Here is a 23,767-nt window from a genome sequence, read left to right as displayed (position 1 = left end):
AATAGACTCGAGCGGTGTCTGGCGTCATCTCCGGCTTCACGGTGATCTTCATAGTAGTCGGGGTGGGTTACGTCCTCGGCCGGACACGGGTCATCGGAGACCGCGCCCACGAGGTCCTCTCGCGTCTGGTGTTCTTCGTCTTCACCCCGGCGCTGTTGTTCCACTCCCTGGTGACGTCCGATCTCTCGGTCGTCTTCTCCTCGACGCTGGTCATCGCCGGCGGCGGCGCCCTGATCATCGCGACCGCCTATCTCGTCATCGCGAAACTGACGCTCCGACGCGGGATTCCCGAGCTGGTCATCGGCGCGTTGTCGTCGTCGTATGTCAACAGCGTCAACCTGGGGCTGCCGATCGCCATCTTCGTGCTCGACGACGCGTCGTTCGTGGCGCCGCTGCTGCTGTTCCAGATCCTGATCCTGTCGCCGATGGCGCTGCTGGCGCTCGACCTCACCGCCCTCGAACGGGAGTCCGGCCGCTCGGTCGTCAAGGACTCGCTGATTGCGCCGCTCACCAATCCGATCGTCGTCGGGGGCATCGCCGGACTCGTCGTATCGCTGCTCGGCCTGATGCCGCCGGCTGCCGTGATGTCACCGCTGAAGATGCTCGGCGACGCATCGGTGCCGACCGCGCTGCTCGCGTTCGGCATGTCGCTGACCGGTGTGCAGATCTTCAAGAAGGGCGAGAGCCCGCGCCGCGACATCCTCCTCGCCTCGGTGCTGAAGATGGTCGCGATGCCGCTGGCCGTGTACGCGATCGCGCGCTGGGGATTCGGCCAGACCGGCCACGATCTGTTCGCACAGGTGGTGATCGCGGCCCTGCCGACCGCCCAGAACGTGTTCGTCTACGCCACCCGCTACCGGCGGGGTCAGATCCTGGCCCGCGACACCGGGCTGATCACCACGATCGCGTCCATCCCGGTGATCGCGGCCATCGCCCTGTTGCTGGCCTGAGGCCGCCGGCTCTCGGCCCCGTCCGGCGCTCGTGGCGGCGAGGTCTCGGCCGTCGCAACCCTCAGTCGTGGTCGTCGATTGCCTTGCGCTTGGGGATCTTCAGCTCGACGCCGCCCATGAGCGCGAGGCCCGTCACCCGGATCACCGGCGCCCCCGGCCGGGTGGAGCGCTGCGACCTGCCGCCGAAACCGCCCATGATCCCGAGGCCCCCGATCTCCACGGTCACGTCCTCGGGCGCGAGGATCTCGACGCCGCCCATGATCGCGACAGCGCGGATGGTGAGCACCGGGCTGGCGAACTCGACCTCGCGCAGGTCGAGCTTCACCCCGCCCATGATCGCGGTCGCGGTCAACTCGTCGGCGACCACCGCCGTCCCCGTCAGATCGCTCTCGGACATGATCGCCAGCCGGTGGCGCACGGCATCCGCCCCGACGGCACCGGTGACCCGTGGCCCGGGCGCAAGCGACGGCGCCGGGATGGCGACACCCAGTTGCGCGATGGGCAGGTCGTCGGTGAGGGCGTCGAGATCGGCGAACGTCTTTGCCACGACGGCCTTTCCGGCCCGCTCTTCGTACTCGGCCGGCGTCAGGCTGCCGTGGGCCATGGCCGCGGAGAGGATTTCGTGTACCAGTTCCCGATCGACGTCGGCCGCACGCAACCGTGCTCGACGATCGTCGGGAGCGGGGAGATCGCCGGAGGTGTCCACGTACACCGACCCTAGTGGCGTATGCGCGGCGGGACCACCCTGATCTCGGCTGCCGAATCGCCGCGCCGACCCTGAGGAATCCCCCGGTCGCACCCCGAGATGCCCGCCGCGGAGGCATAATCCGACCTGTCGGGGAACGACGACCACGCACGGAGAACCGGAGGCGATCGTGGGCCAACCGTTTGATCCCGGACAGCCGTACCAGCCCGGACCCCCGTCCCCCGGCCGGTACCCGCAGGGCGCCTACCCGCAAGGCGCTTACCCCCAGGGCGGGTATCCCCAGGGCGGCTACCCACCGGGCGGCCACCCACCTCCCCCGACCCAGCCGAAGGACCGCTCCGGGATGCGGCGCTGGGGCAAGGGCCTCACCTTCGTCGGCCTCGCGATCCTGGTGGTCTCGGTCGTCGTCGGCGGCATCCTGGCCGCGACCGGGGCCGGGAACATCGTGAACGACTCGTTCGTCGTCGAACCGACCGCCCGGCACGCCTACGACGCCGGCGACACCTTCACGCTCTTCACCGAAGACGGCCGCGCCCCGTCGTGCAACATCGACGGCCCGGCCGAGCCCGTCCGAAACGGCAGCCTGACCGCCGAATTCGACCATGACGGCAACCACGTGGAGTCGTTCGCGTCCTTCGAGGTGGTCCAGGGCGGCACGTACACGTTCGAATGCACCGACCGCGTCGTCGTCGCCTCGGTCGACGTCGGCGGGATCCTGAGTCTCGGCGGCGGAATCGCGCTCGCCTTCCTCGGCGGCGGCCTCGGTGGGCTGCTCTTCCTGATCGGCGTCGTGCTGTGGATCATCGCCGGCCGCAAGCCGCGCACCGCCTGAGGGTCGGCGCGGCGCCCGGCGCCGGTCACCCGCGTCGGCGCCGACCCCGCGATCGCAGGTAGTCCCCGACCACCGCGGCGCCGAGGCCGTCGAGGTCGGGCGCGACCACCCGACCGCCGATCCGCCGCGCGATCTGGTCCATGAAGTGGGCCAGGCCCGGGTCGTCGCCGAGCCGGAAGAACGTGACCTGCGCGCCGATCCGCGAGATGTGGTCGAGTTCGCGCACGGTCAGGGCGATGGTCTGCGGGTGCGGCGGATAGAAGAAGAACGGCTCGCCGCTCGGGTCCAGATGCGCGGTCGGCTCGCCGTCGGTGACGATGAGCACGACCGGTTGCGCGTTCGGGAACCGGCGAAGATGCCGCTGCGCCAGCAGGAGTGCGTGGTGCAGGTTGGTGCCCTGCTCCATGCGCGGCTGCAGCCCGGTCAGCTCGGCGATGTCGATCGACCGGGCGTACCGGCCGAAGGCGATCAGGTGCAGCTCGTCGGTGCGAAACCTCGTCGAGATCAGGTGGTTCAGCGCGATCGCGGTGCGCTTCATCGGCGTCCAGCGACCCTCCATCTCCATGGAGAACGACGTGTCGACGAGGAGCACGACCGCCGCCTGCGTGCGGCTCTCGGTCTCGGCGACCTCGACGTCGCGCACGTCGATCCGCACGCCCGACCGCGCCATCTCCGACGTCGCGAGCGCCGGCTCGGTGGTCTCGGAGACGGTGCGCAGCACCGCGTTCGACACCGTACGCGTCACGTCCCAGGGATCGGTGTCGCCGAACTGCCATTCGCGGCTCGCGCCGGTGGGTTCGCCGAGCAGCCCGCTCTGTCGCGTCTGCCGGTCGCCGCGACGCCCCGACAGCTGCTGGGCGATGTCGCGGAAGATGGACTGCCCGAGCTGACGCATCGCCTTCGGGCTCAACCGGAGCTGCCCGTCGGCGGTGCGATCGAAGAACCCCTGTTCGGAGAGCGCCTTCTCGAGCTCGGCGAGCATCCGCGCGTCGACGGCGGCCTCCTCCCCCAGCTGCCGGGCGAGCGCGTCGAGGTCGATGTCCTCCATCTGCGCGCCGGCGTACTGCTGCGACAGCTGCTCGCTCAGCGCCTCGAGTTCGGCGATGTCGCGCAGCGCCGCAGCGCCCTCGCCGAGCCCCATCGGCTGATCCCCGGAGAAGGACTGCGCGTTGTCCCAGTCCAGGCCGGGCCGCGCCATCCGCAGCTGCGAATCCATCTGTGCCAGTTGGTTCATCAGCTCGGGGGAGCCGAACGCCTGCTGCGCGAGCTGGTCGAGTTCGGCTCGCTGTTCGGGGGTGAGCGAGTTGTAGAACTGCTGGGCGGCCGCGGCCCGCTGCGCCAGCGAGTCGACGAGTTCGTCGGTGTTGCGGGGATTCTCCGGGAAGAACTCCCCGTGCTTGTCCATGAACTCCTCGAACTTCTCCGAGGTGTCCTCGCCGCGGTTGTGGGCCTCGAGAAGCTCGTTGAGGTCTGTGAGCATGTCCGAGATCCGTTGCCGGTCGGCCTCGGTCGCGCCCTCGAGGGCCTGCTTCATCCCGGCGAACCGCTGGTCGAGCAGTTCGCGGCCGAGGAGATCCTTGATCTTCTCGTAGTCGGCGCGGGCCTGCGGGCTGCGCCAGTCGTAGTTCGCCAGCTCCTCGACGGCCTGCGCGGTCGACGGCGGGAGGTTGCCGATCTGCATCTCCGCGAACCGCGCGTCGTCGTCGAGGTCGCGGGCGAGTTGCTTGCGCTCCTCGAGCACAGCCCGGTCGAGCAGCTCGCGGATCTCGGCGAAGGTGCCGTCGAGATTGCGATTCTTCAGCAGCTCCTGCCGCCGGCGGTTGACCTGCTCGCGCAGCTTGTCGAGCCCGCGCATGGTCGGCGTGCCGCGCCGGAGCAGCTCCCGCAGGGCACGCTGCGGCGACGCACCGGCCATGACGTCGTCGCCGATTCGCTCCAGCGCCTCGCGCAGGTCCACCGGTGGCGCCAGCGGGTCCGGCCCGCCGGTGTACCGCTGATAGCGCGAGCGATGGAAGGTCTTGCGCGCCATGTGTTCTCCCCTGATCGGTGCCGGCTCAGCCGTAGATCGTCTGGCCGGACTCGTCGGCCTCCTTGCCGATCCGGCGGGCGAGGTACAGACCCTCGAGCGCCAGTTCGACGGCGCTGGCCCGCTCCCCGTCGGAGTCGGCCTCGAGTCGCTCGGCGATCTCGTCGAGGACCGCCGAGGTGGTCTCCGGCGACGGGATCGACGAGAGGAACTCCGCGGCGGTGACGCGGTCGCCGGTCACGACCGGTTCGCCGTTCTCCAGCGCGTGGACGAGCGGCGCCATGTCGATGCCGCCCAGATGGGCGCGCACGGTGTCGGCGATCGACTTGCGCATGAGGTGTTCGAGGATCTCCAGTTCGCGCCCTTCTTCTCCGGACTCGAACTCGACCTTGCCCCGCAACACCTCGACCACCGATTCGAGGTCGACGACGCGGGCCACCGGTTGCTCCTCCCCCGTCACCGCGGAACGGTGCAGCGCGGCGGCGGCGACGGTCTCGGCGGCGGCGATCGAGAACCGGGCGGACACGCCGGAGCGCTGGTCGATCGACGGGTGGTCGCGGGTGTAGCGGGTGAAGCGGGCCAGGATCTCGAGGATGAAAGACGGAACCGTCGCGGTGAGGTCGGCCTCCTGCTCGATGACGGCGACCTCGTCGTCGAGTTCGAGCGGGTAGTGCGTGCGGATCTCGGCGCCGAACCGGTCCTTGAGCGGGGTGATGATGCGGCCGCGGTTGGTGTAGTCCTCGGGGTTGGCGCTGGCCATCACCAGGACGTCGAGCGGCAGGCGCAGCGTGTAGCCGCGGACCTGGATGTCACGCTCCTCCATCACGTTGAGCATCGCGACCTGGATGCGCTCGGCGAGGTCGGGCAGCTCGTTGATCGCGACGATGCCGCGGTGCGCCCGCGGGATGAGACCGAAGTGGATGGTCTCCGGGTCGCCGAGGCTGCGGCCCTCGGCCACCTTCATCGGGTCGATGTCGCCGACGAGGTCGGCCACCGAGGTGTCGGGGGTGGCGAGTTTCTCGCTGTAGCGCTGCGAGCGGTGACGCCACTCGATGGGCAGGTCGTCGAGCAGGTTGGCGGCCTTGCGGATCGACGCCGGGGTGATCGGCTCGTACGGGTGCTCGCCGAGTTCGGACCCGGCGATGACCGGGGTCCACTCGTCGAGCAGGTTCACGAGGGTGCGCAGGATGCGGGTCTTGCCCTGGCCGCGCTCACCGAGCATCACGACGTCGTGGCCGGCGATGAGTGCGCGTTCGAGTTGGGGGATGACGGTGGACTCGAAACCGACGATCCCCGGCCAGGGGTCGCGACCCTCCCGGAGCGCGGTCAGCAGGTTGTTGCGGATCTCGTCTCGCACACTGCGGAAGACATGGCCGCTGGCACGCAGCTCACCCAGGGTGCGGGGCGAGGGATGGCGGGTTTCGGTCGTCTGAGAACCATGCGTGGTGAAGTTGTCCTCTGGCACGTGATCCACGCTACTCCGAAACGTGACCTGCGTGCGTGGCGTGGGGCTCATGCCCACCGCCCGAGACGACCCAGGAAGGACCTCGCCGCGGTGCCGGGTTCTGCCGGGGCCCATCGACCGGCGCGGGTCCCGACGCTCAGACCCGCGGCGCCCACGCCGGATCGCGTCCGATGAATCCCATGAGCCGGGTGACGGCGTCGGCGCCGGCGGGCACCTCGACCGCGGGTCCGTACTGGCCGGACCGTCGCATCATGTCCTCGATCGGAACCATCCCGTCGAGCATCAGCTGCGCGTGGGCGGCGTCGAGTTCGGGTGTGATGCCCTGCGATCGGGCCAGGTCCCAGGTGTGCATGAACACGTCGGCGGTGTAGAACCGGTCGATCGCGTCGGCGAGCCGGTGTTCGCCGGTCATCGGGTGGGTGATCGTCTCGTCGGCCCTCGACCCGTCCAGCAGGCCCTGGATCGATGCGGCGTGAGCCGACCACGCACCCGCCGGGTCGTCGGCGACGGACGGCCCGCCGGGCAGGGAGATCCCGACGGCCTCGAGGAAGCCGGTGGACCAGTCGACGAGGTGGGCGACGACGTCACGCGCCACCCATCCGTCGACCGGCGTCGGGGCCTCCCAATCGGCGACGACTGCGACGATGCCGGAGAAGCCCGTCGCGACCTCGCGGTGCCGGGCGGCGGCGTCGAGTTCCGACAGCGACATCGCTCTACAGCTCGCCGGCCTCGAGCAGGCGGTCGAGCGCCTTGTAGCCCTCGTTGACGCCGACCTCCATACCCGACGACAGCCAGGCGTCGCGATCGGCGAAGCTGTCGCACAGCGACTGCGCGTGGAGCCGGGTGGTGCCGTCGCCGAGGTCCTCGAACCACATCGTCTCCAACGAGACCTGGTCAGGCATGCCCATCCACGTGAAGGTCTGCACGATCTTGTCCTCGCCGACTGTGTGGAAGCAGCCGCGGAACTCGTGGTCCTGCCCCTCGTGGGTCGAGATGTAGCGCCAGCTGCCGCCGTCGCGGACGTCCCATTCGACGATGCGGCTGGAGACCGTCTCGGGCCCGTTCCAGCGGACGAACAGTTCCGGGTCGGTGTGCGCCTTCATCAGCTGGGCCGGCGTGGCGCGGAAGTCGCGGGTGATCCGGATGATCGGGACCTCCTTGTCGGCCTCGATCGCGGCTTCGGGGTAGCGGGTTGCGGTGGTGCTCATGACGCCTTTCCTTCCTGGGGTGTCTCGATGTCGTCCCCGGGCTCGGATGCCGCGGGTCCGTCGTTCATCTCGGCGAGCAGTGCGTCGAGGCGCTGGTAGCGCTCTTCCGCCCGCTTGCGGTACCGCTCGATCCACTTGGTCATGAGGTCGAACACCTCTGTTTCCAGATGGACCGGACGTTTCTGGGCCTCCCGGGTTCGGCTCACCAGGCCGGCGTCCTCGAGCACCTTCAGGTGCTTGGACACCGCCTGGATGCTGACGTCGTAGGGCGCGGCGAGCTCGCTCACCGTCGCATCGGAGACCGCCAGACGGGCGACGATGTCGCGCCGGGTGGGGTCCGCCAGTGCGGCGAAGACCTTCGAGAGCTCGTCTGCCATCCGATGTCCTCCTCAACCGTTCGGTTGAATATGAGCGTGCGCCGATCCGGGACCTTTGTCAACCCCTTGGTTGAATACTGGAGCAGAAAAATCCGTATGACGTTGCGCCCGGCTTCCGGGCACAACGTCATACGGATGTCGTGCGGACCCTGCCGTCGGCTCAGGGCCCGACGGGCACGTCTCCCCTGAGCGTGATGCGGTGCATGATCCGCCGGTTGTCGCCGTAGTCGCGGTTCGCGTAGTGCAGGGTGTTGCGGTTGTCCCACAGCACCAGGTCGCCGGCACGCCAGCGATGGCGGACGATGTGCTCGGGCTTGGTGATGTGCGCGTAGAGCATGTCGAGGATGGCGCGGCTCTCGAACTCGGAGACGCCCTCGATGTGCGAGGTGAAACCGGGATTGACGAACAGGGCCTTGCGGCCGGTCTCCGGGTGGACACGGACGACGGGGTGGCTCACCGGCACCAGTTCGGTGACCTCCCTGCCGTCCCAGGTGTTCCCCTGGCCCTTGCGCTTGTGCCGCAGGTAGTACCCGAACTCGCGATTGCCGTCGTGGACGGCGGTCAACCCGTCGACGAGGCGGCGGACCGGCTCCGACAACGACGAGTACGCGAGCTCGGCGTCGGCCCAGTTGGTGTCGCCGCCGTTGCGCGGCAACACCACCGGGCGCAGGATCGAACCCATCGGCGGGCGCGGCATGAACGTCACGTCGGTGTGCCACACGTCGGCGAATCCGTTGTCGGCGCTGTCGAGCTCGTACACCTCGTCGGGCACATCGCCGCTGTCCCAGACCGGATGACCGGTGGTCAGCTCCCCCAGCCGGTTTCCGAACTCGATGTGCGAGGCATCGTCGAGGTTCTGGTCGCGTAGGACGATGACCTTGTACTCGATGAGTGCCTGACGGATGGCGCGCACCTGGTCGTCGGTGGCCTGCGCGACGTCGATGCCGCGGATCTCGGCGCCGAAGTGCGGGCCGAACTCGTCGATGTCGAGTTCGACGCCCGAGGCGACGATGCCCGACGAGAGGGCGGCAGAAGCAGCGGTGCGGAGGTCAGGGGCGGGATGTGCGGTGGTCATGATGAGTCCTTCTCGACGAACGGCGGATGGGGTGGTCAACAGCCGCCGCCGGCGGGGACCCGTGATGGGAACCGTCGGAGAAGTTCATCGAATGGAGCGTCATCGAGGCGGACACAAGTCCTGTCTATTCCTCCGACGCGTCACGCGCACGGGTTGGATTCAGTCTGGGAAAAACCCCCGTTCGGTCCAGACGATCGACGTCGAGGTCCGCCGTCACCTCCGCAACGCCGTCGAGTTCACGGTGAACACGGGTGAACAACTCGCGTCCAGGTGCCGGCCCGGAAGCGTGGGTCCTCGCGCGACGGATGGACCTGCTCGTCATCGGTGTTCGCGTGAAGTCCTGTTCCCCCATGGTCGGGACCCTTCGCGTCTCAGCCCACCGCCAGCCACACCGCCAGACCGAGGCCGCACAGTCCCACCACGATCCGCAGCGGCTCGGCGGGTAGCCGCTTGACGACGGGCGGACCGCACCAGCCGCCGGCCAGACAACCGATGGCCATGGCGAGCGCGGCCCACCAGTGCACGGGACCGAAGATCATGAACCCGACGGCGGCGATGGCGTTGGCGATGCCGAGGAACAGCGACTTGCTCAGCGCCGCACGCCACAGCGGCTCGCTGGTGACCACGAGCATCAGCGCGAGGATCATGATGCCCGCACCGGCGCCGAAGTATCCGCCGTAGATGCAGATCAGGAACAGCCCGAGGAGGAACACCGCCGGATGCTCGACGCGGCCGGTGGCCCACCGCCGTAGAACCGGTTGTATGAGCAGCGCGATCGCGGCGATGGCGACGAGGAACGGGACGATCGCCTCGAACGCCTCCGCGGGCGTGACGAGAAGCAGTGCGGCGCCCACGGTTCCGCCGACGAGCGCCGCGATCACCCCGACGATGAGCCGTCGCCGGTCACCGTCGAGGAGGACTCTCCCGGACTGCGCGGTGCTTCCGACCCCGACCGCGACGAGCGCGACCGTGTTGGTCACGTTCGCCGCGATCGGGGGAAGTCCGACCGCGAGGAGCGCGGGATAGCTCACCACCGACGCCAGTCCGGTGATGTAGCCGATCAGACCCGCGCCGAACCCCGCGAGGAGGAGTAGTGCGAGATCAGTGAGCGAAATGGCGTGCCCCGGTGAGGTAGAGCGTCACGCCCGCCTCCTCGGCAGCCTCGATGACCTCGTTGTCGCGGATCGATCCGCCCGGCTGCACGACGGCCTTCACACCGGCGTTCAGCAGGACCTGCAGGCCGTCCGGGAACGGGAAGAAGGCGTCCGACGCCCCGACGCTGCCCGCGGCCCGGTCACCGGCGCGCTGCACGGCCAGGTGCGCGGAGTCGACGCGGTTGACCTGCCCCATGCCCACACCGACCGACGCGCCGTCGGAGGCCAGCAGGATCGCGTTCGACTTGACCGAACGGCAAGCGCGCCAGGCGAACTCGAGGTCGGCCAGGGTCTGCTTGTCGGCCGGCGGGCCGGCGACCAGGGTCCAGTTCTCCGGGTTGTCGCCCTCGGCGTCGAGGACGTCGCGCTCCTGCATCAGCAGACCGCCCGAGACCGGCTTGGTCTCGATGCTGCTCGACGGCGGCGTGGCCACCAGGACGCGGATGTTCTTCTTGCGGGTCAGCACCGAGAGCGCGCCGTCGGCGAAGCCGGGGGCGATGATGACCTCGGTGAAGATCTCGGCGACCTGCTCGGCCATTTCCACGGTGATCTCGCGATTCGCGGCGATCACGCCGCCGTAGGCCGACACCGGGTCGCAGGCGTGCGCCTTGCGGTGGGCCTCGGCGATGTCGGCGCCGACGGCGATGCCGCACGGGTTCGCGTGCTTGATGATCGCGACCGCCGGGGCGTCGAAGTCGTGGGCTGCGCGCCAGGCGGCGTCGGCGTCGGTGTAGTTGTTGTAGCTCATCTCCTTGCCGTGCAGCTGCTCGGCGGTGGCGACACCGCCGACGCTCGCGTCGCCGACGTAGAGAGCGGCGGCCTGGTGCGGGTTCTCGCCGTAACGCAGCACCGCCGACCGGGTCCAGGTGGCGCCGGTCCAGGCCGGGAACAGCGAATCGTCCTCGGGCGCCACGACGCTCGACATCCACGAGGCGACCGCGACGTCGTAATCGGCGGTGTGGCGGAAGGCCTTGGCGGCCAGCTTCTTGCGCTCGGCGAGGGTGAAGCCGCCGGACTGCAGGGCCTCGGTCACCTGGCCGTAGTCGGCCGGGCTGGTCACGACCGCGACCGACGGGTGGTTCTTGGCGGCGCCGCGCACCATCGACGGGCCGCCGATGTCGATCTGCTCGATGCATTCGTCGGGGGTGGCCCCCGAGGCGACCGTCTCGCTGAACGGGTAGAGGTTCACGACGACGAGGTCGAAGGCGGCGACGCCGAGTTCGGCGAGCTGCGCGACGTGGTCGTCCTTGCGGGTGTCGGCGAGGATGCCGGCATGCACCTTCGGGTGAAGGGTCTTGACGCGGCCGTCGAGGCACTCGGGGAACCCGGTCAGCGTCGAGACCTCGATCACCGGGGCACCCGCGTCGGCGATGGTCTTGGCGGTCGATCCCGTCGAGACGATCTCCACGCCTGCGTCCTTCAGCGCGGTCGCGAGTTCGGCCAGGCCGCTCTTGTCGTAGACACTCACCAGTGCGCGCCGGATGGGTCGGCGGGCGCTGTCAGCGGGCTGTGCGTTCACGGGATGCGGGCCTTTCGTCCATCGATGACTACTCCTCGGGTGACCAGGGCGGTCACCACGTCGGCGAGCAACACTCGCTCGACAGTCTTGATCCGTTCGTGCAGGGTTTCGACGGTGTCGTCGTCGGCGACCGTGACCACCTGTTGCGCCAGGATGGGGCCGGTGTCCACGCCCTCGTCGACGAGGTGCACGGTCGCGCCGGTCACCTTGACGCCGTACTCGAGCGCGTCGGGCACGCCGTGTGCGCCGGGGAAGGCCGGCAGCAGGGCCGGATGCGAGTTGACGATGCGCCCGCCGAACCGGCCGAGGAACGCGGGACCGAGGATCTTCATGAACCCCGCGGTGACGATCCAGCCGGGGTCGACAGCGGCGACCGCGTCGGTGAGCGCGCGATCCCAGGCGGCGCGATCCGGATGGTCGCCGAGCCGGCAGGTGATCAGCGGGATGTCGTTGCGCTGCGCGATGTCCTGGGCGCGGCACGTGCGGTCGACGACGATCGCGGCGATCCGGAACGGGGCGTCGGCGGCGTCGGCGCGGGCGATCAGCGACTCGAGCAGAGAACCGGTACCGGACGCCATCACCACGAGGGGCGTGCGTTCTGACGCGGTCTCCGATGTCACGGCTTCGAGCCTAATAGCAGCACGTCGAGCCGCGATCGGCGGGTCTGTGCACGGTTGCGTCCCCGCGGGACGGCGCCGTGGGCACCGGTGCCGAGAGACCCGGTGCTCGGGTTTCCCGCGCCGTGGGGCTCAGCGCCGACGCGCACCCGGCGTCCCCGGATACAGGTCGTAGTCGGCGTCGTCGGAGAGGTCGGCGTCCGCCGGTGCCTCCGCACGCACGACGGGTTCGGAGTCGAGGGCCTCGTCGGCGTCGTCTGCCGCGTCGGGCTCGGCCAAGTCATAGGGATCTGCCTCGAAGGCCTCCGCGTCCTCGGAGTCCTCGTACTCGTACTCGGCGTCATCGGAGAGGTCGTGTTCCGGGCCCGGCGCGTCCTCGTCGACGAACTCGAGGTACTCGTCCTCCTCGTCGAGATCGGCGACGATCACGTACTCGTCCTCGAATCCCAGATCGTCCGGGTCGTCGAAGTAGTCGTCCCCGACCGCGTCGCGTGCGGCGCGGGTCGACGGGAGGAAGGCGTACACGAGAGCCACCACGATGCCGGTCACGGCGAACCAGCCGAGCGTGTAGACGCCGGCCGCGGACACCGTGATCGCGGCGTCGCCGAACTCGCCGAGCTCGCCGCCGGCGGTGGTCGACAGGACCACCATCGCCGACGCCGCCACGGCTGCGGCGACCCCGACCGAGCGGACGTGGGCGATCGGATTGAGGTCGCGGCAGCGCCATCCGACGAACACCGCGATGGCCGCGGGGACGAGGAGCCCGATCAGCCCCCACTGCCCCGCACCCGCTCCGTCCGGCAGCACGGCGAGCGCGGGCACCGGCGGCACCGCCCCGCCGCGGACCGTGAACAGGTCGACGGTCATCGCGCCGATCTGGACGTCGGAGCCGACGAGCACCGCGGTCGCCCCGACCATGAGGTTCGGCAGGTACAGCACCGACAGCACGCTGAGGCCCAGGTAGCCGTCGAAGTCGTAGCCGGTCTCGATGAGTTCGCCGATCTCGGTGTGCGCCATGATCATGCGCAGGCACACGAGGATCCCCCCGGCCACCATGAGGGAGAGCACGGCGACGACGCCGTACTTGAATCCGCGGCGGTCGGCGTAGGACATCCCCCACCGCGCGGCGAAATCGTGCCGCCGGGTCCAGACGACGCCCGCCAGCGCGGCGCCGGCGTGGATGCCGATCGTGTAGGCGAAGGCCACCAATGCGTTCGGCGTGTGCACCGGCAGGACCGACCCGCCGTCCATCACGATCGCCAGCGACATCGCGGTGATGAGCACCGGACCGGCGACCGCAGAGGCCACCACCGCCCCGACGTCGAAGACGTCGTGCGCCGAGCGCGCGGCCGGTGCGGTGGTCCCGCCGATCGCACGCGCCGTCAGGCGTGCGGTGCCCACCGCGACGACCAGGGTCGGCAGCAGCGGCAGCACACCGATGGTGACGCCGCTGATGGTCACCGGCACCTGGTGGATCGCCAGCCAGCTCGACGCGATGGCGCTCGGCAGACCGGTGAGACCGCTGCCGGCCATCAGCAGCACCGTGAGCATGACGACGATGAGGGTGACCAGCGCGAGCGCGGGCACGGTGAACGCCACGACGGCCAGTTGCCGTGCCGAGCCCTCGACCGCGGTGCGCTGGGCACGACGGGATCGCCGCAGTGCTCGCAGCTGCGACGCCAGGTTCTCCGCGGTCGACTCGGGCCTGAAAGTGGGCATCGACTTGAGACTGACACGATCGGCGCCCGGGTCGTCGTAGACGCGCCGGGCCCGGTCCGGAAAGCGGTTCAGGTCACCGGGCGTCTGCCCGGTCATCCCGGGCCGGGGCTCCGGCGGCAACGCCCGCCGGCGGGCGACGACCGGCAGATACGACGGTGCCCCGCCTACCGGAGGGGTCGGCGGGGCACGGTGCAGATCAGCTGCCGCTGGACTGTGTCGACTCTCAGCTTCCGCTGGACTGCGGCGACTCTCAGCTCCCGCTGGACTGCGTCGACTCTCAGCTCCCGCTGGACTGCGGCGGCTCGGGCTTCTGGAACATGGTGGTCGTCTTGTCGGCGTCCGAACCGGCATCGCCCGCACCGGAAGCACCCGACTCGGAAGCCGAGGCGCCGCCAGACGCCGAGCTCTCGGACCCGGCCGAGTACTGGCCCGGGGTGTAGCTGCCGTAGCCGTACGACGTCGCCTGGCCGGCCTGCGCCTGGCCCGACTGGGCGGAACCCGACTGAGCAGAACCCGACTGGGCAGAACCCGTGCCGTGCTGGCCGTAGCCGGCCTGGCCGCTCGTGCTCTGGGTGTAGGCCGACGGGTCGTAGCCCGCCGAGGACTGCTGTCCGTACTGCGCCTGGCCACCGGTGGTGCCGGTACCGGTGCCGTACGAACCGGCCGGTGCGGTGCCCTGACCGGTCGAGTGCTGGCCGGCGGTCGCGTCGGCGCCCGCGGTCGGCGTGACGGCCGATGCCGCGCCGGCGGCGGGGGCGACCTTGAGGATGTTCGCGTCGACGAGCAGCCACGCGATCGCGAGGAGCGCCTGCAGCAGCGAGAAGATGAGCAGCACGATCGCACCGGAGCCGGTATCGTAGTCGATCTCGATGAGCAGGAACAGCGAGATGAAGAACGACGGGACGCTCAGCGCCGCGACGACCGCCGACGGCGACTTGACGTTGGGCACCAACGAGAACAGCGCCAGGAAGCCGGCGACCGCCACGAGCGCGTACGGGGCGACGTACTCGGTGCCGAAGATCTTCACCGAGTCGTCGTAGGCCTTCGCGGCGGGCAGGTAGCCGCAGAACAGCATCACGACGCCGAGGAGGCCGATGGCGCCCGCGATCGCCGTGGGGGTGATCGCCGGGAGACCCTGGCTCGGCGGCTTCGCCGGCTGGCCGTAGCCGTACTGCCCGTAGCCCTGCTGACCGTAACCCTGCTGCTGGCCGTAGTTCTGCTGGCCGTAATCCTGCTGACCGTAGCCCTGCTGGCCGTAGTTCTGCTGGGGGCTCTGGCCGTAGCCCTGCTGGTACTGCTGGCCGTAGCCCTGCTGGCCGTACTGGCCGTAGGACTGGCCGGACTCGGGCTGCTGCCCGTAGCCCCCCGATGGGTAGCTCATCGCGATCTCCTGGTCAGGTCGTCGTGTTCATGTCAACTGGCTCGGGTCGGTGACGCGGTCACGCCCACGGCAACCGGCATGCGGCCGCCCGCACCTCCCCGATGCGTGACTCCCGGCCCACGGTAGTACATCTGACCGACGTGTCATCTGCACGATTCGTCACCGCTGAATCCTCAGCGGTGCCCACCGTACATATCCGACACGGGGTGCGCGTGAACTCCGTTCACAACGCGCCGCGCGACGCGTCCGCGCGGATCCGGTGGTGACAGCGGCCTACCAGCGATGAGAGCGGCCCTGCTCGGCGTACCACTCGATCAGCGAGTAGTCGTCGACCGACCTCGGGTCGACGTTGACCTCCGAGCGCCCGGCCAGGATCGCCGTGACCGGAACCTCGAGCTTCTTGCCGGTACGCGTGTGCGGGATGCCGGGCGCCTCGATGACCTCGTCGGGCACGTGGCGTCTGGACAACCGCTCGGCGACGGCCGACGCGATGCGCTTCTCGAGGGCGTCGTCGAGCACGGCACCGGGGACCAGCGTGACGAACAGCGGCATCCAGTACTTTCCGTCGGGGCCGTCGACGCCGAGGACGAATGCCTCGGCGACCTCGTCGAGCGATTCCACGACCTCGTAGATGTCCGCCGAGCCCATGCGTATCCCGTGCCGGTTCAGCGTGGCGTCGCTGCGGCCGTGGATGACGAGCGACCCGCGATCGGTGACCGTCACCCAGTCGCCGTGGCGCCACACCGGCCCGTCGGGATGAGAGGTCGGCCCCTGCCACTCGTGCTCGAAATACGCTGCGCGGTAGCGCGCTCCGTCGGGGTCGTCCCAGAAGGAGACCGGCATCGACGGCATCGGTTCGGTGACGACGAGTTCGCCGACCTCGCCCACCTGCGGTCGTCCATCGGGTGACCAGCTCTCCAGCGCGACGCCCAGGTAACGCACCGACAACTCGCCCGGCACGACCGGCACGCCCGTCGACCCGCCGGCGAACGCGGACACGATGTCGGTGCCGCCGCTGATCGACGAGATCGGCAGCCCCTTCTTCACGTGTTCGTCGACCCAGACGAACAGGTCCGGCGCGAGGGCGGAACCGGTGCTGCCGAGGGTGCGCAGCGCGGACAGGTCGTGCTGATCCCCCGGTTCCAGGCCGGCCTTGCGCGACGCCTGCAGCTGACCGGGCGAGGTGCCGAAGTAGGTGACCTTCTCGTCGGCGACGATCTGCCACAGCCGATCGGCGTCCGGATACAGCGGCGATCCGCTGTAGCAGACGATCCGCGCGCCGCACAGCAGACCGGCGACCTGATAGTTCCACATCATCCAGCTGAGCGCGGTCTGCCAGAAGAACACGTCGTCGGACGACAGATCACCATGGAGCGCAGTGGCTTTCAGGTGTTCGACGACCACCCCGCCGTGACCGTGGACGATGCCCTTGGGCCGGCCGGTGGTGCCGGAGCTGAACAGGACCCACAGCGGGTGGTCGACATCGACCGCCAGCGGGGAGAACTCGGCGGTGGGGGTCGACAGCGCCTCGCCGAAGTCGATCGCACCCGGCGCACCGGCGGGTGCGTCGCCGATCGTGATGTGGGCGACCAGCCCGTCGAGCAGTCCGGCGAGCTCGGCGGAGTCGGCCCGCTTGTCGATGTCCTTGCCGCCCCATCGGTAACCGGCCGCGCTGAACAGGACCTTCGGCCGCAGCTGCCCGAGGCGGCCGGCGGCGCCCTGCGGCGCGTAGTCCTGGCCGCACCCCGACCAGATGGCGCCGAGGCTCGCGGTCGCCAGGAAGGCGACGACGGCCTCGGGGATGTCCGGCAGGTAGGCGGCCACCACGTCCCCCGGCCCGACGCCGAGGTTGCGCAGCGTCGCCGCGAGCGAGGCCACCATCCCGGGCAGCTCCGACCACGCGATCTCCGTGCGCGCGCCGGTCTCGTCGAGGCCGACGATCGCGGCGCCCGGGAGACCGGCGTGCCGCAGGACCTGCGCGACGTAGTTGAGCTTCACGCCGGGGAACCAGCGGGCACCGGGCATCCGGGCATCGGCCAGGACGGCCTCGTCGCCCTCGCCGAGGGGTTCGGCGGCCAGTTCGTCGAGGTCGAAGAACTCCCAGACGGCGCGCCAGAAGCGGGCGGGCTCCCGCACCGACCACGACCAGAGCGCGTCGTAATCGGTTGCGGTGACGCCGAATCGCTCCTCGACGTGGCGGCGGAACCGCTCGATCGCGGCGTCGGGGGTCGGCGCCGGGTCACCCGGCGGGACCACACCGGTCATCCCAGCTCCTCGATGAGATGGATGGCCTCTTCGCGCATCGCGACCTTGCGCACCTTGCCGGTCACGGTCATCGGGAACTCCTTGACCACGTGGACGTACCTCGGGATCTTGTGGCGCGCGATCTTGCCCTCGGCGAAGGCGCGGACGTCCTCGGCGGTGAGGTCGTCGGCGTGGTCGCGCAGGCGCACCCATGCCATGAGCTCCTCGCCGTACTTCTCGTCGGGCACGCCGATCACCTGCGCGTCGAGGATGTCGGGATGGGTGTAGAGGAATTCCTCGATCTCACGCGGGTAGATGTTCTCGCCGCCGCGGATCACCATGTCCTTGATCCGGCCGGTGATGCGCACATAGCCAGCGTCGTCCATCTCGGCGAGGTCCCCGGTGTGCATCCAGCCGTCGGCGTCGATCGCCTCGGCGGTCTTCTCCGGGTCGTTCCAGTAGCCCTTCATCACCGAGTAGCCGCGGGTGCACAGCTCTCCGGTCTCGTTGCGCCCCAGCGTCTCCCCCGTGGTGGGATCGATGATCTTGATCTCCAGGTGCGGTCCCACGCGTCCGACCGTGCCCACGCGCAGCTCCAGCGGGTCGTCGACCCGGGTCTGCGTGGACACCGGCGAGGTCTCGGTCATGCCGTAGCAGATCGACACCTCGCTCATGTGCATGCGATCGACCACCTGCCGCATCACGTGCTCGGGACACGGCGAACCGGCCATGATGCCGGTGCGCAGCGACGACAGGTCGGGGCGGTAGCCGTCCGGGGCCGAATCCAGCAGGGCCAGTTCGGCGATGAACATCGTCGGCACCCCGTAGAGACTGGTGCACCGGTACTTCTCGACCGCGTCGAGCGCGGCCCGCGGATCGAAGGCCGGGCCCGGGATCACCATGGCCGCACCGTGGCTCGTGGCGGCGAGGTTGCCCATGACCATGCCGAAGCAGTGGTAGAAGGGCACCGGGATGCAGATGCGGTCGTCGGCGGTGTAGCCGAGGAGCTCGCCCACCAGGTAGCCGTTGTTCCCGATGTTGCGGTGCGACAGCGTCGCCCCCTTCGGGAAACCCGTTGTGCCCGAGGTGTACTGGATGTTGACCGCGTCGTCCGGCGACAGCGAGGCGGCGACCTCGGCGACGCGGGCGAGTTCCTCCTCCGACGGCCTTGCGGTGAGTTCGGCCCACTCCGGGGACTCGAACAGCACCACGTCTCGCAGGTCCGGGCACTTGGGCCGGGCCTCCTCCAGCATCGTCGCGTACCCGGAGTCCTTGAACCGCTCGGCCGCGAGGACGAGGCCGGTCCCCGACTGGGTCAGCGCGTACTCGAGTTCGTTCTGGCGGTAGGCGGGGTTGACGTTGACCAGGATCGCGCCGATCTCCGCGGTCGCGTACTGGGCGAGAACCCACTCGAACCGGTTCGGAGCCCACAGGCCGACCCGGTCACCCGGTGCGACGCCGAGGCGCAGGAGCCCGGCCGCCAGTGCGCGGACGTCACGGAGGAACTCGGTGTAGGTCCACTGCCGGCCGGCCGCGGCGTCGATGAGGGCGATCCGGTCACCGTACTGCTCGACGGTGCGCGCGAGAGTCGCCCCGATCGTCTCCTCGAGGAGGGGCGGGGTGTCGGGGCCGCGGGTGTGTGCGAGGTTCTGGGCGGGAGCGTCTGTGCTCATCTCGTGCTCCGGTCTGTCGGGGATTCTGAGGGTGGGGGATTCTGAGAAGTCGGGGAAGTCTGGATACGTTGGGGGAACGGAGGACTCAGGAGTCCTCGGTGGATTCGCCGGAGGCCACGCGGGAGAGGACGACCTCCGCCTGCCGCAACACCGGGCCGTCGATCATCTGGCCGTCGAGGCTGAAGACCCCGCCGTTGTGTTCGGCGGCGCCCTCGAGCACCCGGCGCGCCCACTCGACCGCCTCGTCCGAGGGTCGGTAGCCGGCGCGGATGTGCTCGACCTGCGACGGGTGGATGCAGGCGGTCGCGGTGTACCCCAGGGCCACGGCGTCGCGGACCTCGGCGATCAGCCCGTCGACGTCGTCGATGTCGAGATGCACCGAGTCGATGGCGAACTTGCCGTGCGCGGCGGCTGCGATGCGCACCATGGAGCGCACCCAGGAGGCCACGTCGCGGTACTCGCCGGAACGCGGCTCGTCGGGGCCGAACCGGCTCGACGACCCGCCGAGACCGGCGACGAGATCCTCGGCGCCCCACATCAGGCCGATGCAGTTGGAGGTCGCGGCGATCTCGTTGGCGCGGGTCGCCCCGAGCGGGGTCTCGATGAGCGCGATGGTCTGCAGCGCGGTGTCGAGGATCGACGCCACGTCCTCGGACTTCGCCTGCATGACGACGCGGTAGTTGGTCTCCGCGACCGCGGCCAGGTCGCGGCGATAGTCGCCGGTGCCCGCCGGGTTGATGCGGACGATGGTGCGGTCGGGGTCGATCGGGTTGGCGACCAACGCCTCCCGGGCCGCGGCCCGGTTGTCCGGCGACACCGCGTCCTCGAGGTCGAGGATCACCACGTCGGCGCGGTCGAGTGCCTTCTGGTAGCGCTCGGGCCGGTCCGCGGGACAGAACAGCAGCGCCGGGCCCGACGGGAGCCAGGCGTTCAGCAGTTGGGGGTCCTTGCGATCCGTCCCGCCCACCAGCGAATTGTCCGCGCTTGCATCGAAGACCATCGTCGTCTCACTCCGTAGGTTGTCTGCGCACCAACGTGGCCCGCGCGGCTCGCGCGACGACCTCGCCGTGCTGGTTGCGTCCGATGTGGGTCAAGTTCACCACGCCCTCCCCCGGACGCGACCTCGATTCGCGCTTACCCGTGCACACGGTCTCGGCGTAGAGCGTGTCGCCGGCGAACAACGGTGACGGGAAGGCGACCTCGGAGAAGCCGAGATTGGCCACCAGGGTGCCCTGAGTCAGCTGGCTCACCGACAACCCGACGATGGTCGAGAGCGTGAACATCGAGTTGACGAGACGCTGACCGCCGAACCCGGGCTGCTGCGCCGACCACGCGGCGTCGAGGTGCAGCGCCTGCGTGTTCATCGTCAGCGTCGTGAAGAGCACGTTGTCGGCCTCGGTCACGGTGCGTCCGGGGCGATGCTCGTAGATCGTGCCCTCCTCGAACTCCTCGAACCACAGGCCGCGCTGGATCACCCGGCGCGGGCTGTCGGCGGTGTTCCCGGCGCCGCTCGCGGTGCTCATGCGAACCCCAGCTCTCGCGCGATGAGCATGAGCTGGACCTCGGTGGTGCCCTCGCCGATCTCGAGGATCTTGGAGTCCCGGTAGTGGCGCGCGACGGGATATTCGTTCATGAAGCCGTAGCCGCCGTGGATCTGGGTCGCCGTCCGCGCGTTGTCCATGGCGGCCTCGCTGGCGATCATCTTCGCGATCGAGGCCTCCTTCTTGAACGGCTTGCCGGCCAGCATCTTCGCCGCCGCGTCGTAGTAGGCGGTGCGCGCCACGTGCGCGCGGGCCTCCATCCGCGCGATGGCGAACGACACCGACTGGTACTCGCCGATCGGCTTGCCGAAGGACTGGCGTTCCTTGGCGTACTTCACGCTCTCGTCGACACAGCCCTGCGCGGCACCGGTGGCGAGCGCCGCGATCGCGATGCGCCCCTCGTCGAGGATGGACAGGAAGTTGGCGTAGCCCCGGCCGCGCTCGCCGAGCAGGTTCTCCTTTGGCACCCGCACGTCGCTGAAGGTGAGCGGGTGGGTGTCCGAGGCGTTCCAGCCGACCTTGTTGTAGGCGGGTTCGGCGGTGAATCCCGGTGTGCCCGAGGGCACGATGATCGTCGAGATCTCCTTCTTGCCGTTCTCCTTCACCCCGCTGACCGCGGTGACGGTGACCAGCGAGGTGATGTCGGTGCCGGAGTTGGTGATGAACTGCTTGTTGCCGTTGATGATCCACGAGTCGCCGTCGTCGCGGGCGGTGGTCGCGGTGGCCCCGGCGTCCGATCCCGCACCCGGTTCGGTGAGGCCGAACCCTGCGAGCGCCTTGCCGGCGGTGAGGTCGGGCAGGTACCTCTGCTTCTGCTCCTCGGTGCCGAACTTGTAGATCGGCATCGCGCCGAGACTCACACCGGCCTCGAGGGTGATGGCGACCGACTGGTCGACCTTGCCGAGCTCCTCGAGCGCGAGCGCGAGGGCGAAGTAGTCGCCGCCCATGCCGCCGTACTCCTCGGGGAAGGGCAGGCCGAACAGTCCCATCTTGCCCATCTGGTCGACGACCTCGTACGGGAAGCTGTGCTCCTCGTCGTGCTTTGCGGCCACGGGGGCCACGACCGACTGCGCGAAGTCGCGCACCGTCTCGATGAGGTCGGTGTATTCCTGGGTGAGTTCCATGTCCTGCAGTCCTTTACGTCTCGTCGGTGGGTTCGGGGTGCCCGCGCATCACCGCGCGGGCGCGGGTTCGGCGGCCTCTGCGGGTGTGATGACCGCGAGGACCTGCCCGGCGTCGACCTTGTCCCCGATCTTCACCGACACCTCTGCGGTCCCGTCGATCGGCGCGGAGAGCGTGTGTTCCATCTTCATGGCCTCGACGACCACCACCGCCGCGCCGGAGGCGACCTCGTCGCCGGAACCGGCGGCCACGGCGACGACGGTCCCGGGCATCGGGCTGGTGATCTCGCCGGCGCGCTCGTCGGCGGCCTCGTCGAGGACGGGGCGGGCGAGGTCGAGGATCCAGGTGCCCGAAGGCCCGGAGACCCACCAGGATTCGCCGACGAGAACCGACGACCACGACTGGCTGACGCCGTCGACGATGAGCCGGGCCGACCCCTGCCCGTCGCCCGCGGGCAGGTAGACGACATCCGCCTCCCACGGCTCGGCGTCGTCGACGCCCTCGACGGCGACCGTCGCCCGGCCGGAGACGGCCTGCGCGTCGGCGTGGTCGACCCGGATCGAGACGGTGGAGTGGTGCCCGCCGCTGACGAGTCGGGTGATCACCGGTGCGGTGTCGCCGATGCGCCACCCGACGGCCGACGACCACACGTCCCCGCTGTCCCGGACCCCGATCCGGGCCAGGCCGACGAGGACCTGGGCCTCCGGCGAGGGTTCGGCGACCTCGTAGTCGGCGACGAGCCGGTCGAGCAGTTCGGTGTCGAGGTCTGCGTCGACCACGGCCGGCTGCCTCAGCACGAACCGGCAGAAGTCGATGTTGGTGACCACGCCGAGCACCCGCGTGTGCGCCAGCGCCTGGTCGAGGCGCTCGAGGGCCTCCTCCCGATCGGTCCCGTGGGCGATGACCTTGGCGAGCATCGGGTCGTAGTCGCTCCCGACGCGCAGCCCTTCGAGCATGGCGGAGTCGACGCGGACGCCGCTGCCCGGCGAGGTGTCCGGGTGCACCAGGTGCTCGATGGTGCCGCCGGTGGGCAGGAAGCCGCGCGCCGGGTCCTCGGCGTAGACGCGGGCCTCGATGGCGTGCCCGGTCAGCGTGATGTCGTCCTGGGCGAACCCGAGCTCCTCGCCGCGGGCGACGCGGATCTGCTGCTCCACCAGGTCGATACCGGTCACGAGTTCGGTGACGGGGTGCTCGACCTGCAGCCGGGTGTTCATCTCCATGAAGAAGAACTCGTCGGGCCTGTGCGCGGAGACGATGAACTCGACCGTCCCGGCGCCGGTGTAGCCGACCGAGCGCGCCGCGTCGCAGGCGGCCGCGCCGATCCGGGCGCGGGTGTCGGCGTCGAGCAGCGCCGACGGCGCCTCCTCGATGACCTTCTGGTGCCGGCGCTGCAGCGAGCACTCGCGCTCGCCGAGGTGCACGACGTTGCCGTGCCGGTCGGCGAGGACCTGGACCTCGATGTGTCGCGGGGTGTCCACGAAATGCTCGATGAACAGCGCGTCGTCGCCGAAGGCGGCACCGGCCTCGCGACGTGCGCGCTGCAGCGCCGCCGGCAGTTCGGCGGGCTCGGCGACGCGGTGCATGCCCTTGCCGCCACCGCCCGCGCTCGGTTTGATGAGCACCGGGAATCCGATGTCGGGCGCCGCGGCGATCAGGTCCTCGTCGGTCAGGCCGGGACGCGACAGACCGGGGACGACCGGGACGTCGCGGGCCGTCACGGCCGCGCGTGCGGTGATCTTGTCGCCCATGGTCGCGATGGCCTCGGCGGGCGGTCCGATGAAGACGATGCCCGCCTCGGCGAGCGCCGCGGCGAATCTCTGGTTCTCCGAGAGGAATCCGTAGCCCGGGTGGACGGCGTCCGCTCCGGTCTTGCGCGCGGCGTCCACCACCGCCTCGATGTCGAGGTAGCTCCGGGCCGCCTCGGCGGGCCCGATGCGCACCGCGACGTCGGCCTCGCGGACGTGGCGCGCCTGCGCGTCGGCGTCGGAATAGACGGCGATGCTGCGGATTCCCATGCGGCGCAGCGTGTCGATCACCCGGCAGGCGATCTCACCACGGTTCGCCACCAGGACACTGCGGATGGGTCTGGTGCTCACGGTCGGGGTCCTTCGTGCATCGGTTGCGGCATCGGGGGATTCGGTGTGATCGCGGGATTCGG

The 23,767-nt window shown here is 69.8% G+C and carries 20 protein-coding genes; 2 read left to right on the top strand and 18 right to left on the bottom strand.

Translation table 11 applies throughout. The annotated features are described in order from the left end of the window. The first annotated feature begins 14 nt into the window (after positions 1–14). Positions 15–950 carry an AEC family transporter gene (locus tag GP2_RS02485; RefSeq protein WP_006898883.1) on the top strand — a complete coding sequence of 312 codons (936 nt, stop codon included), beginning with the start codon at positions 15–17 and terminating at the stop codon, positions 948–950. Between the two features lie 61 nt (positions 951–1,011). Here GP2_RS02485 and GP2_RS02480 read toward each other — a convergent pair whose 3' ends face one another. Continuing rightward, positions 1,012–1,656, bottom strand: coding sequence for a DUF1707 SHOCT-like domain-containing protein (locus GP2_RS02480; protein ID WP_040526248.1), 645 nt, complete (start codon positions 1,654–1,656; stop codon positions 1,012–1,014). A 169-nt stretch (positions 1,657–1,825) separates the two neighbouring features. Between GP2_RS02480 and GP2_RS02475 the strand changes: the two genes are divergently transcribed. Beyond that, a complete protein-coding gene (locus GP2_RS02475) occupies positions 1,826–2,488 on the top strand; it encodes a hypothetical protein (protein ID WP_006898881.1) in 663 nt (220 codons plus the stop codon). A gap of 25 nt (positions 2,489–2,513) precedes the next feature. Here GP2_RS02475 and GP2_RS02470 read toward each other — a convergent pair whose 3' ends face one another. From GP2_RS02470 to GP2_RS02390, 17 genes are all read right to left on the bottom strand, one after another. Continuing rightward, positions 2,514–4,517 carry a vWA domain-containing protein gene (locus tag GP2_RS02470; RefSeq protein ID WP_006898880.1) on the bottom strand — a complete coding sequence of 668 codons (2,004 nt, stop codon included), beginning with the start codon at positions 4,515–4,517 and terminating at the stop codon, positions 2,514–2,516. Between the two features lie 25 nt (positions 4,518–4,542). Next, positions 4,543–5,988, bottom strand: a complete 1,446-nt coding sequence (locus tag GP2_RS02465; protein ID WP_006898879.1) for a sigma 54-interacting transcriptional regulator — start codon at positions 5,986–5,988, stop codon at positions 4,543–4,545. Between the two features lie 127 nt (positions 5,989–6,115). Continuing rightward, the gene (locus GP2_RS02460; RefSeq protein WP_006898878.1) at positions 6,116–6,688 is read right to left on the bottom strand and encodes a DinB family protein; all 573 of its coding nucleotides are present in this window, start codon (positions 6,686–6,688) and stop codon (positions 6,116–6,118) included. Positions 6,689–6,692: 4 nt separating this feature from the next. Continuing rightward, positions 6,693–7,187, bottom strand: a complete 495-nt coding sequence (locus tag GP2_RS02455) for an SRPBCC domain-containing protein (RefSeq protein WP_006898877.1) — start codon at positions 7,185–7,187, stop codon at positions 6,693–6,695. Next, positions 7,184–7,564, bottom strand: a complete 381-nt coding sequence (locus GP2_RS02450; RefSeq protein WP_006898876.1) for an ArsR/SmtB family transcription factor — start codon at positions 7,562–7,564, stop codon at positions 7,184–7,186. The genes GP2_RS02455 and GP2_RS02450 overlap by 4 nt, the downstream gene beginning before the upstream one ends. Positions 7,565–7,724: 160 nt before the next feature. Next, positions 7,725–8,639: a TauD/TfdA dioxygenase family protein gene (locus tag GP2_RS02445; protein ID WP_006898875.1), complete on the bottom strand. Its 915-nt coding sequence runs from the start codon at positions 8,637–8,639 to the stop codon at positions 7,725–7,727. Positions 8,640–9,010: 371 nt separating this feature from the next. After that, a complete protein-coding gene (locus GP2_RS02440) occupies positions 9,011–9,754 on the bottom strand; it encodes a sulfite exporter TauE/SafE family protein (protein ID WP_083900173.1) in 744 nt (247 codons plus the stop codon). Beyond that, positions 9,741–11,312 (bottom strand): bifunctional phosphoribosylaminoimidazolecarboxamide formyltransferase/IMP cyclohydrolase, encoded by a 1,572-nt coding sequence (gene purH, locus GP2_RS02435; protein WP_006898873.1) that lies wholly within the window; start codon positions 11,310–11,312, stop codon positions 9,741–9,743. The genes GP2_RS02440 and purH overlap by 14 nt, the downstream gene beginning before the upstream one ends. Further along, complete coding sequence (purN, locus tag GP2_RS02430; RefSeq protein ID WP_006898872.1) at positions 11,309–11,932, bottom strand: phosphoribosylglycinamide formyltransferase; 624 nt, start codon at positions 11,930–11,932, stop codon at positions 11,309–11,311. The genes purH and purN overlap by 4 nt, the downstream gene beginning before the upstream one ends. Positions 11,933–12,061: 129 nt before the next feature. Then, a complete protein-coding gene (locus GP2_RS02425; protein WP_040526274.1) occupies positions 12,062–13,648 on the bottom strand; it encodes a cell division protein PerM in 1,587 nt (528 codons plus the stop codon). Positions 13,649–13,925: 277 nt separating this feature from the next. Continuing rightward, positions 13,926–15,029, bottom strand: a complete 1,104-nt coding sequence (locus GP2_RS02420) for a DUF5336 domain-containing protein (protein ID WP_006898870.1) — start codon at positions 15,027–15,029, stop codon at positions 13,926–13,928. 273 nt (positions 15,030–15,302) lie between these two features. Beyond that, complete coding sequence (locus GP2_RS02415) at positions 15,303–17,294, bottom strand: acetoacetate--CoA ligase (protein ID WP_006898869.1); 1,992 nt, start codon at positions 17,292–17,294, stop codon at positions 15,303–15,305. Beyond that, positions 17,291–18,946, bottom strand: a complete 1,656-nt coding sequence (locus GP2_RS02410; RefSeq protein WP_006898868.1) for an AMP-binding protein — start codon at positions 18,944–18,946, stop codon at positions 17,291–17,293. The genes GP2_RS02415 and GP2_RS02410 overlap by 4 nt, the downstream gene beginning before the upstream one ends. An 85-nt stretch (positions 18,947–19,031) precedes the next feature. Next, on the bottom strand, positions 19,032–19,946 hold the full coding sequence (locus GP2_RS02405; RefSeq protein ID WP_006898867.1) for an HpcH/HpaI aldolase/citrate lyase family protein: 915 nt from the start codon (positions 19,944–19,946) through the stop codon (positions 19,032–19,034). 7 nt (positions 19,947–19,953) lie between these two features. Beyond that, positions 19,954–20,469: a MaoC family dehydratase gene (locus tag GP2_RS02400; protein WP_006898866.1), complete on the bottom strand. Its 516-nt coding sequence runs from the start codon at positions 20,467–20,469 to the stop codon at positions 19,954–19,956. Continuing rightward, entirely contained in the window at positions 20,466–21,611 is a 1,146-nt protein-coding gene (locus GP2_RS02395) for an acyl-CoA dehydrogenase family protein (RefSeq protein WP_006898865.1), read from the bottom strand. The genes GP2_RS02400 and GP2_RS02395 overlap by 4 nt, the downstream gene beginning before the upstream one ends. Before the next feature lie 48 nt (positions 21,612–21,659). After that, positions 21,660–23,705 carry an acetyl/propionyl/methylcrotonyl-CoA carboxylase subunit alpha gene (locus GP2_RS02390; protein ID WP_006898864.1) on the bottom strand — a complete coding sequence of 682 codons (2,046 nt, stop codon included), beginning with the start codon at positions 23,703–23,705 and terminating at the stop codon, positions 21,660–21,662. Positions 23,706–23,767: the final 62 nt, after the last annotated feature.

This window comes from Gordonia paraffinivorans NBRC 108238, from assembly GCF_000344155.1.
In the GTDB taxonomy this organism is placed as follows: Bacteria; Actinomycetota; Actinomycetes; order Mycobacteriales; family Mycobacteriaceae; genus Gordonia; species Gordonia paraffinivorans.
The sequence above is the reverse complement of the archived record's forward strand: the minus strand, read 5'-3'. Positions and strand labels throughout refer to the sequence as shown.

Coding starts and splice junctions, on each gene's coding strand:
- GP2_RS02470 (WP_006898880.1), bottom strand. CDS start 4,517: ATGGCGCGCAAGACCTTCCATCGCTCGCGCTATCAGCGGTACACCGGC.
- GP2_RS02460 (WP_006898878.1), bottom strand. CDS start 6,688: ATGTCGCTGTCGGAACTCGACGCCGCCGCCCGGCACCGCGAGGTCGCG.
- GP2_RS02455 (WP_006898877.1), bottom strand. CDS start 7,187: ATGAGCACCACCGCAACCCGCTACCCCGAAGCCGCGATCGAGGCCGAC.
- GP2_RS02450 (WP_006898876.1), bottom strand. CDS start 7,564: ATGGCAGACGAGCTCTCGAAGGTCTTCGCCGCACTGGCGGACCCCACC.
- GP2_RS02445 (WP_006898875.1), bottom strand. CDS start 8,639: ATGACCACCGCACATCCCGCCCCTGACCTCCGCACCGCTGCTTCTGCC.
- GP2_RS02425 (WP_040526274.1), bottom strand. CDS start 13,648: ATGCCCACTTTCAGGCCCGAGTCGACCGCGGAGAACCTGGCGTCGCAG.
- GP2_RS02420 (WP_006898870.1), bottom strand. CDS start 15,029: ATGAGCTACCCATCGGGGGGCTACGGGCAGCAGCCCGAGTCCGGCCAG.
- GP2_RS02415 (WP_006898869.1), bottom strand. CDS start 17,294: ATGACCGGTGTGGTCCCGCCGGGTGACCCGGCGCCGACCCCCGACGCC.
- GP2_RS02410 (WP_006898868.1), bottom strand. CDS start 18,946: ATGAGCACAGACGCTCCCGCCCAGAACCTCGCACACACCCGCGGCCCC.
- GP2_RS02405 (WP_006898867.1), bottom strand. CDS start 19,946: ATGGTCTTCGATGCAAGCGCGGACAATTCGCTGGTGGGCGGGACGGAT.
- GP2_RS02400 (WP_006898866.1), bottom strand. CDS start 20,469: ATGAGCACCGCGAGCGGCGCCGGGAACACCGCCGACAGCCCGCGCCGG.
- GP2_RS02395 (WP_006898865.1), bottom strand. CDS start 21,611: ATGGAACTCACCCAGGAATACACCGACCTCATCGAGACGGTGCGCGAC.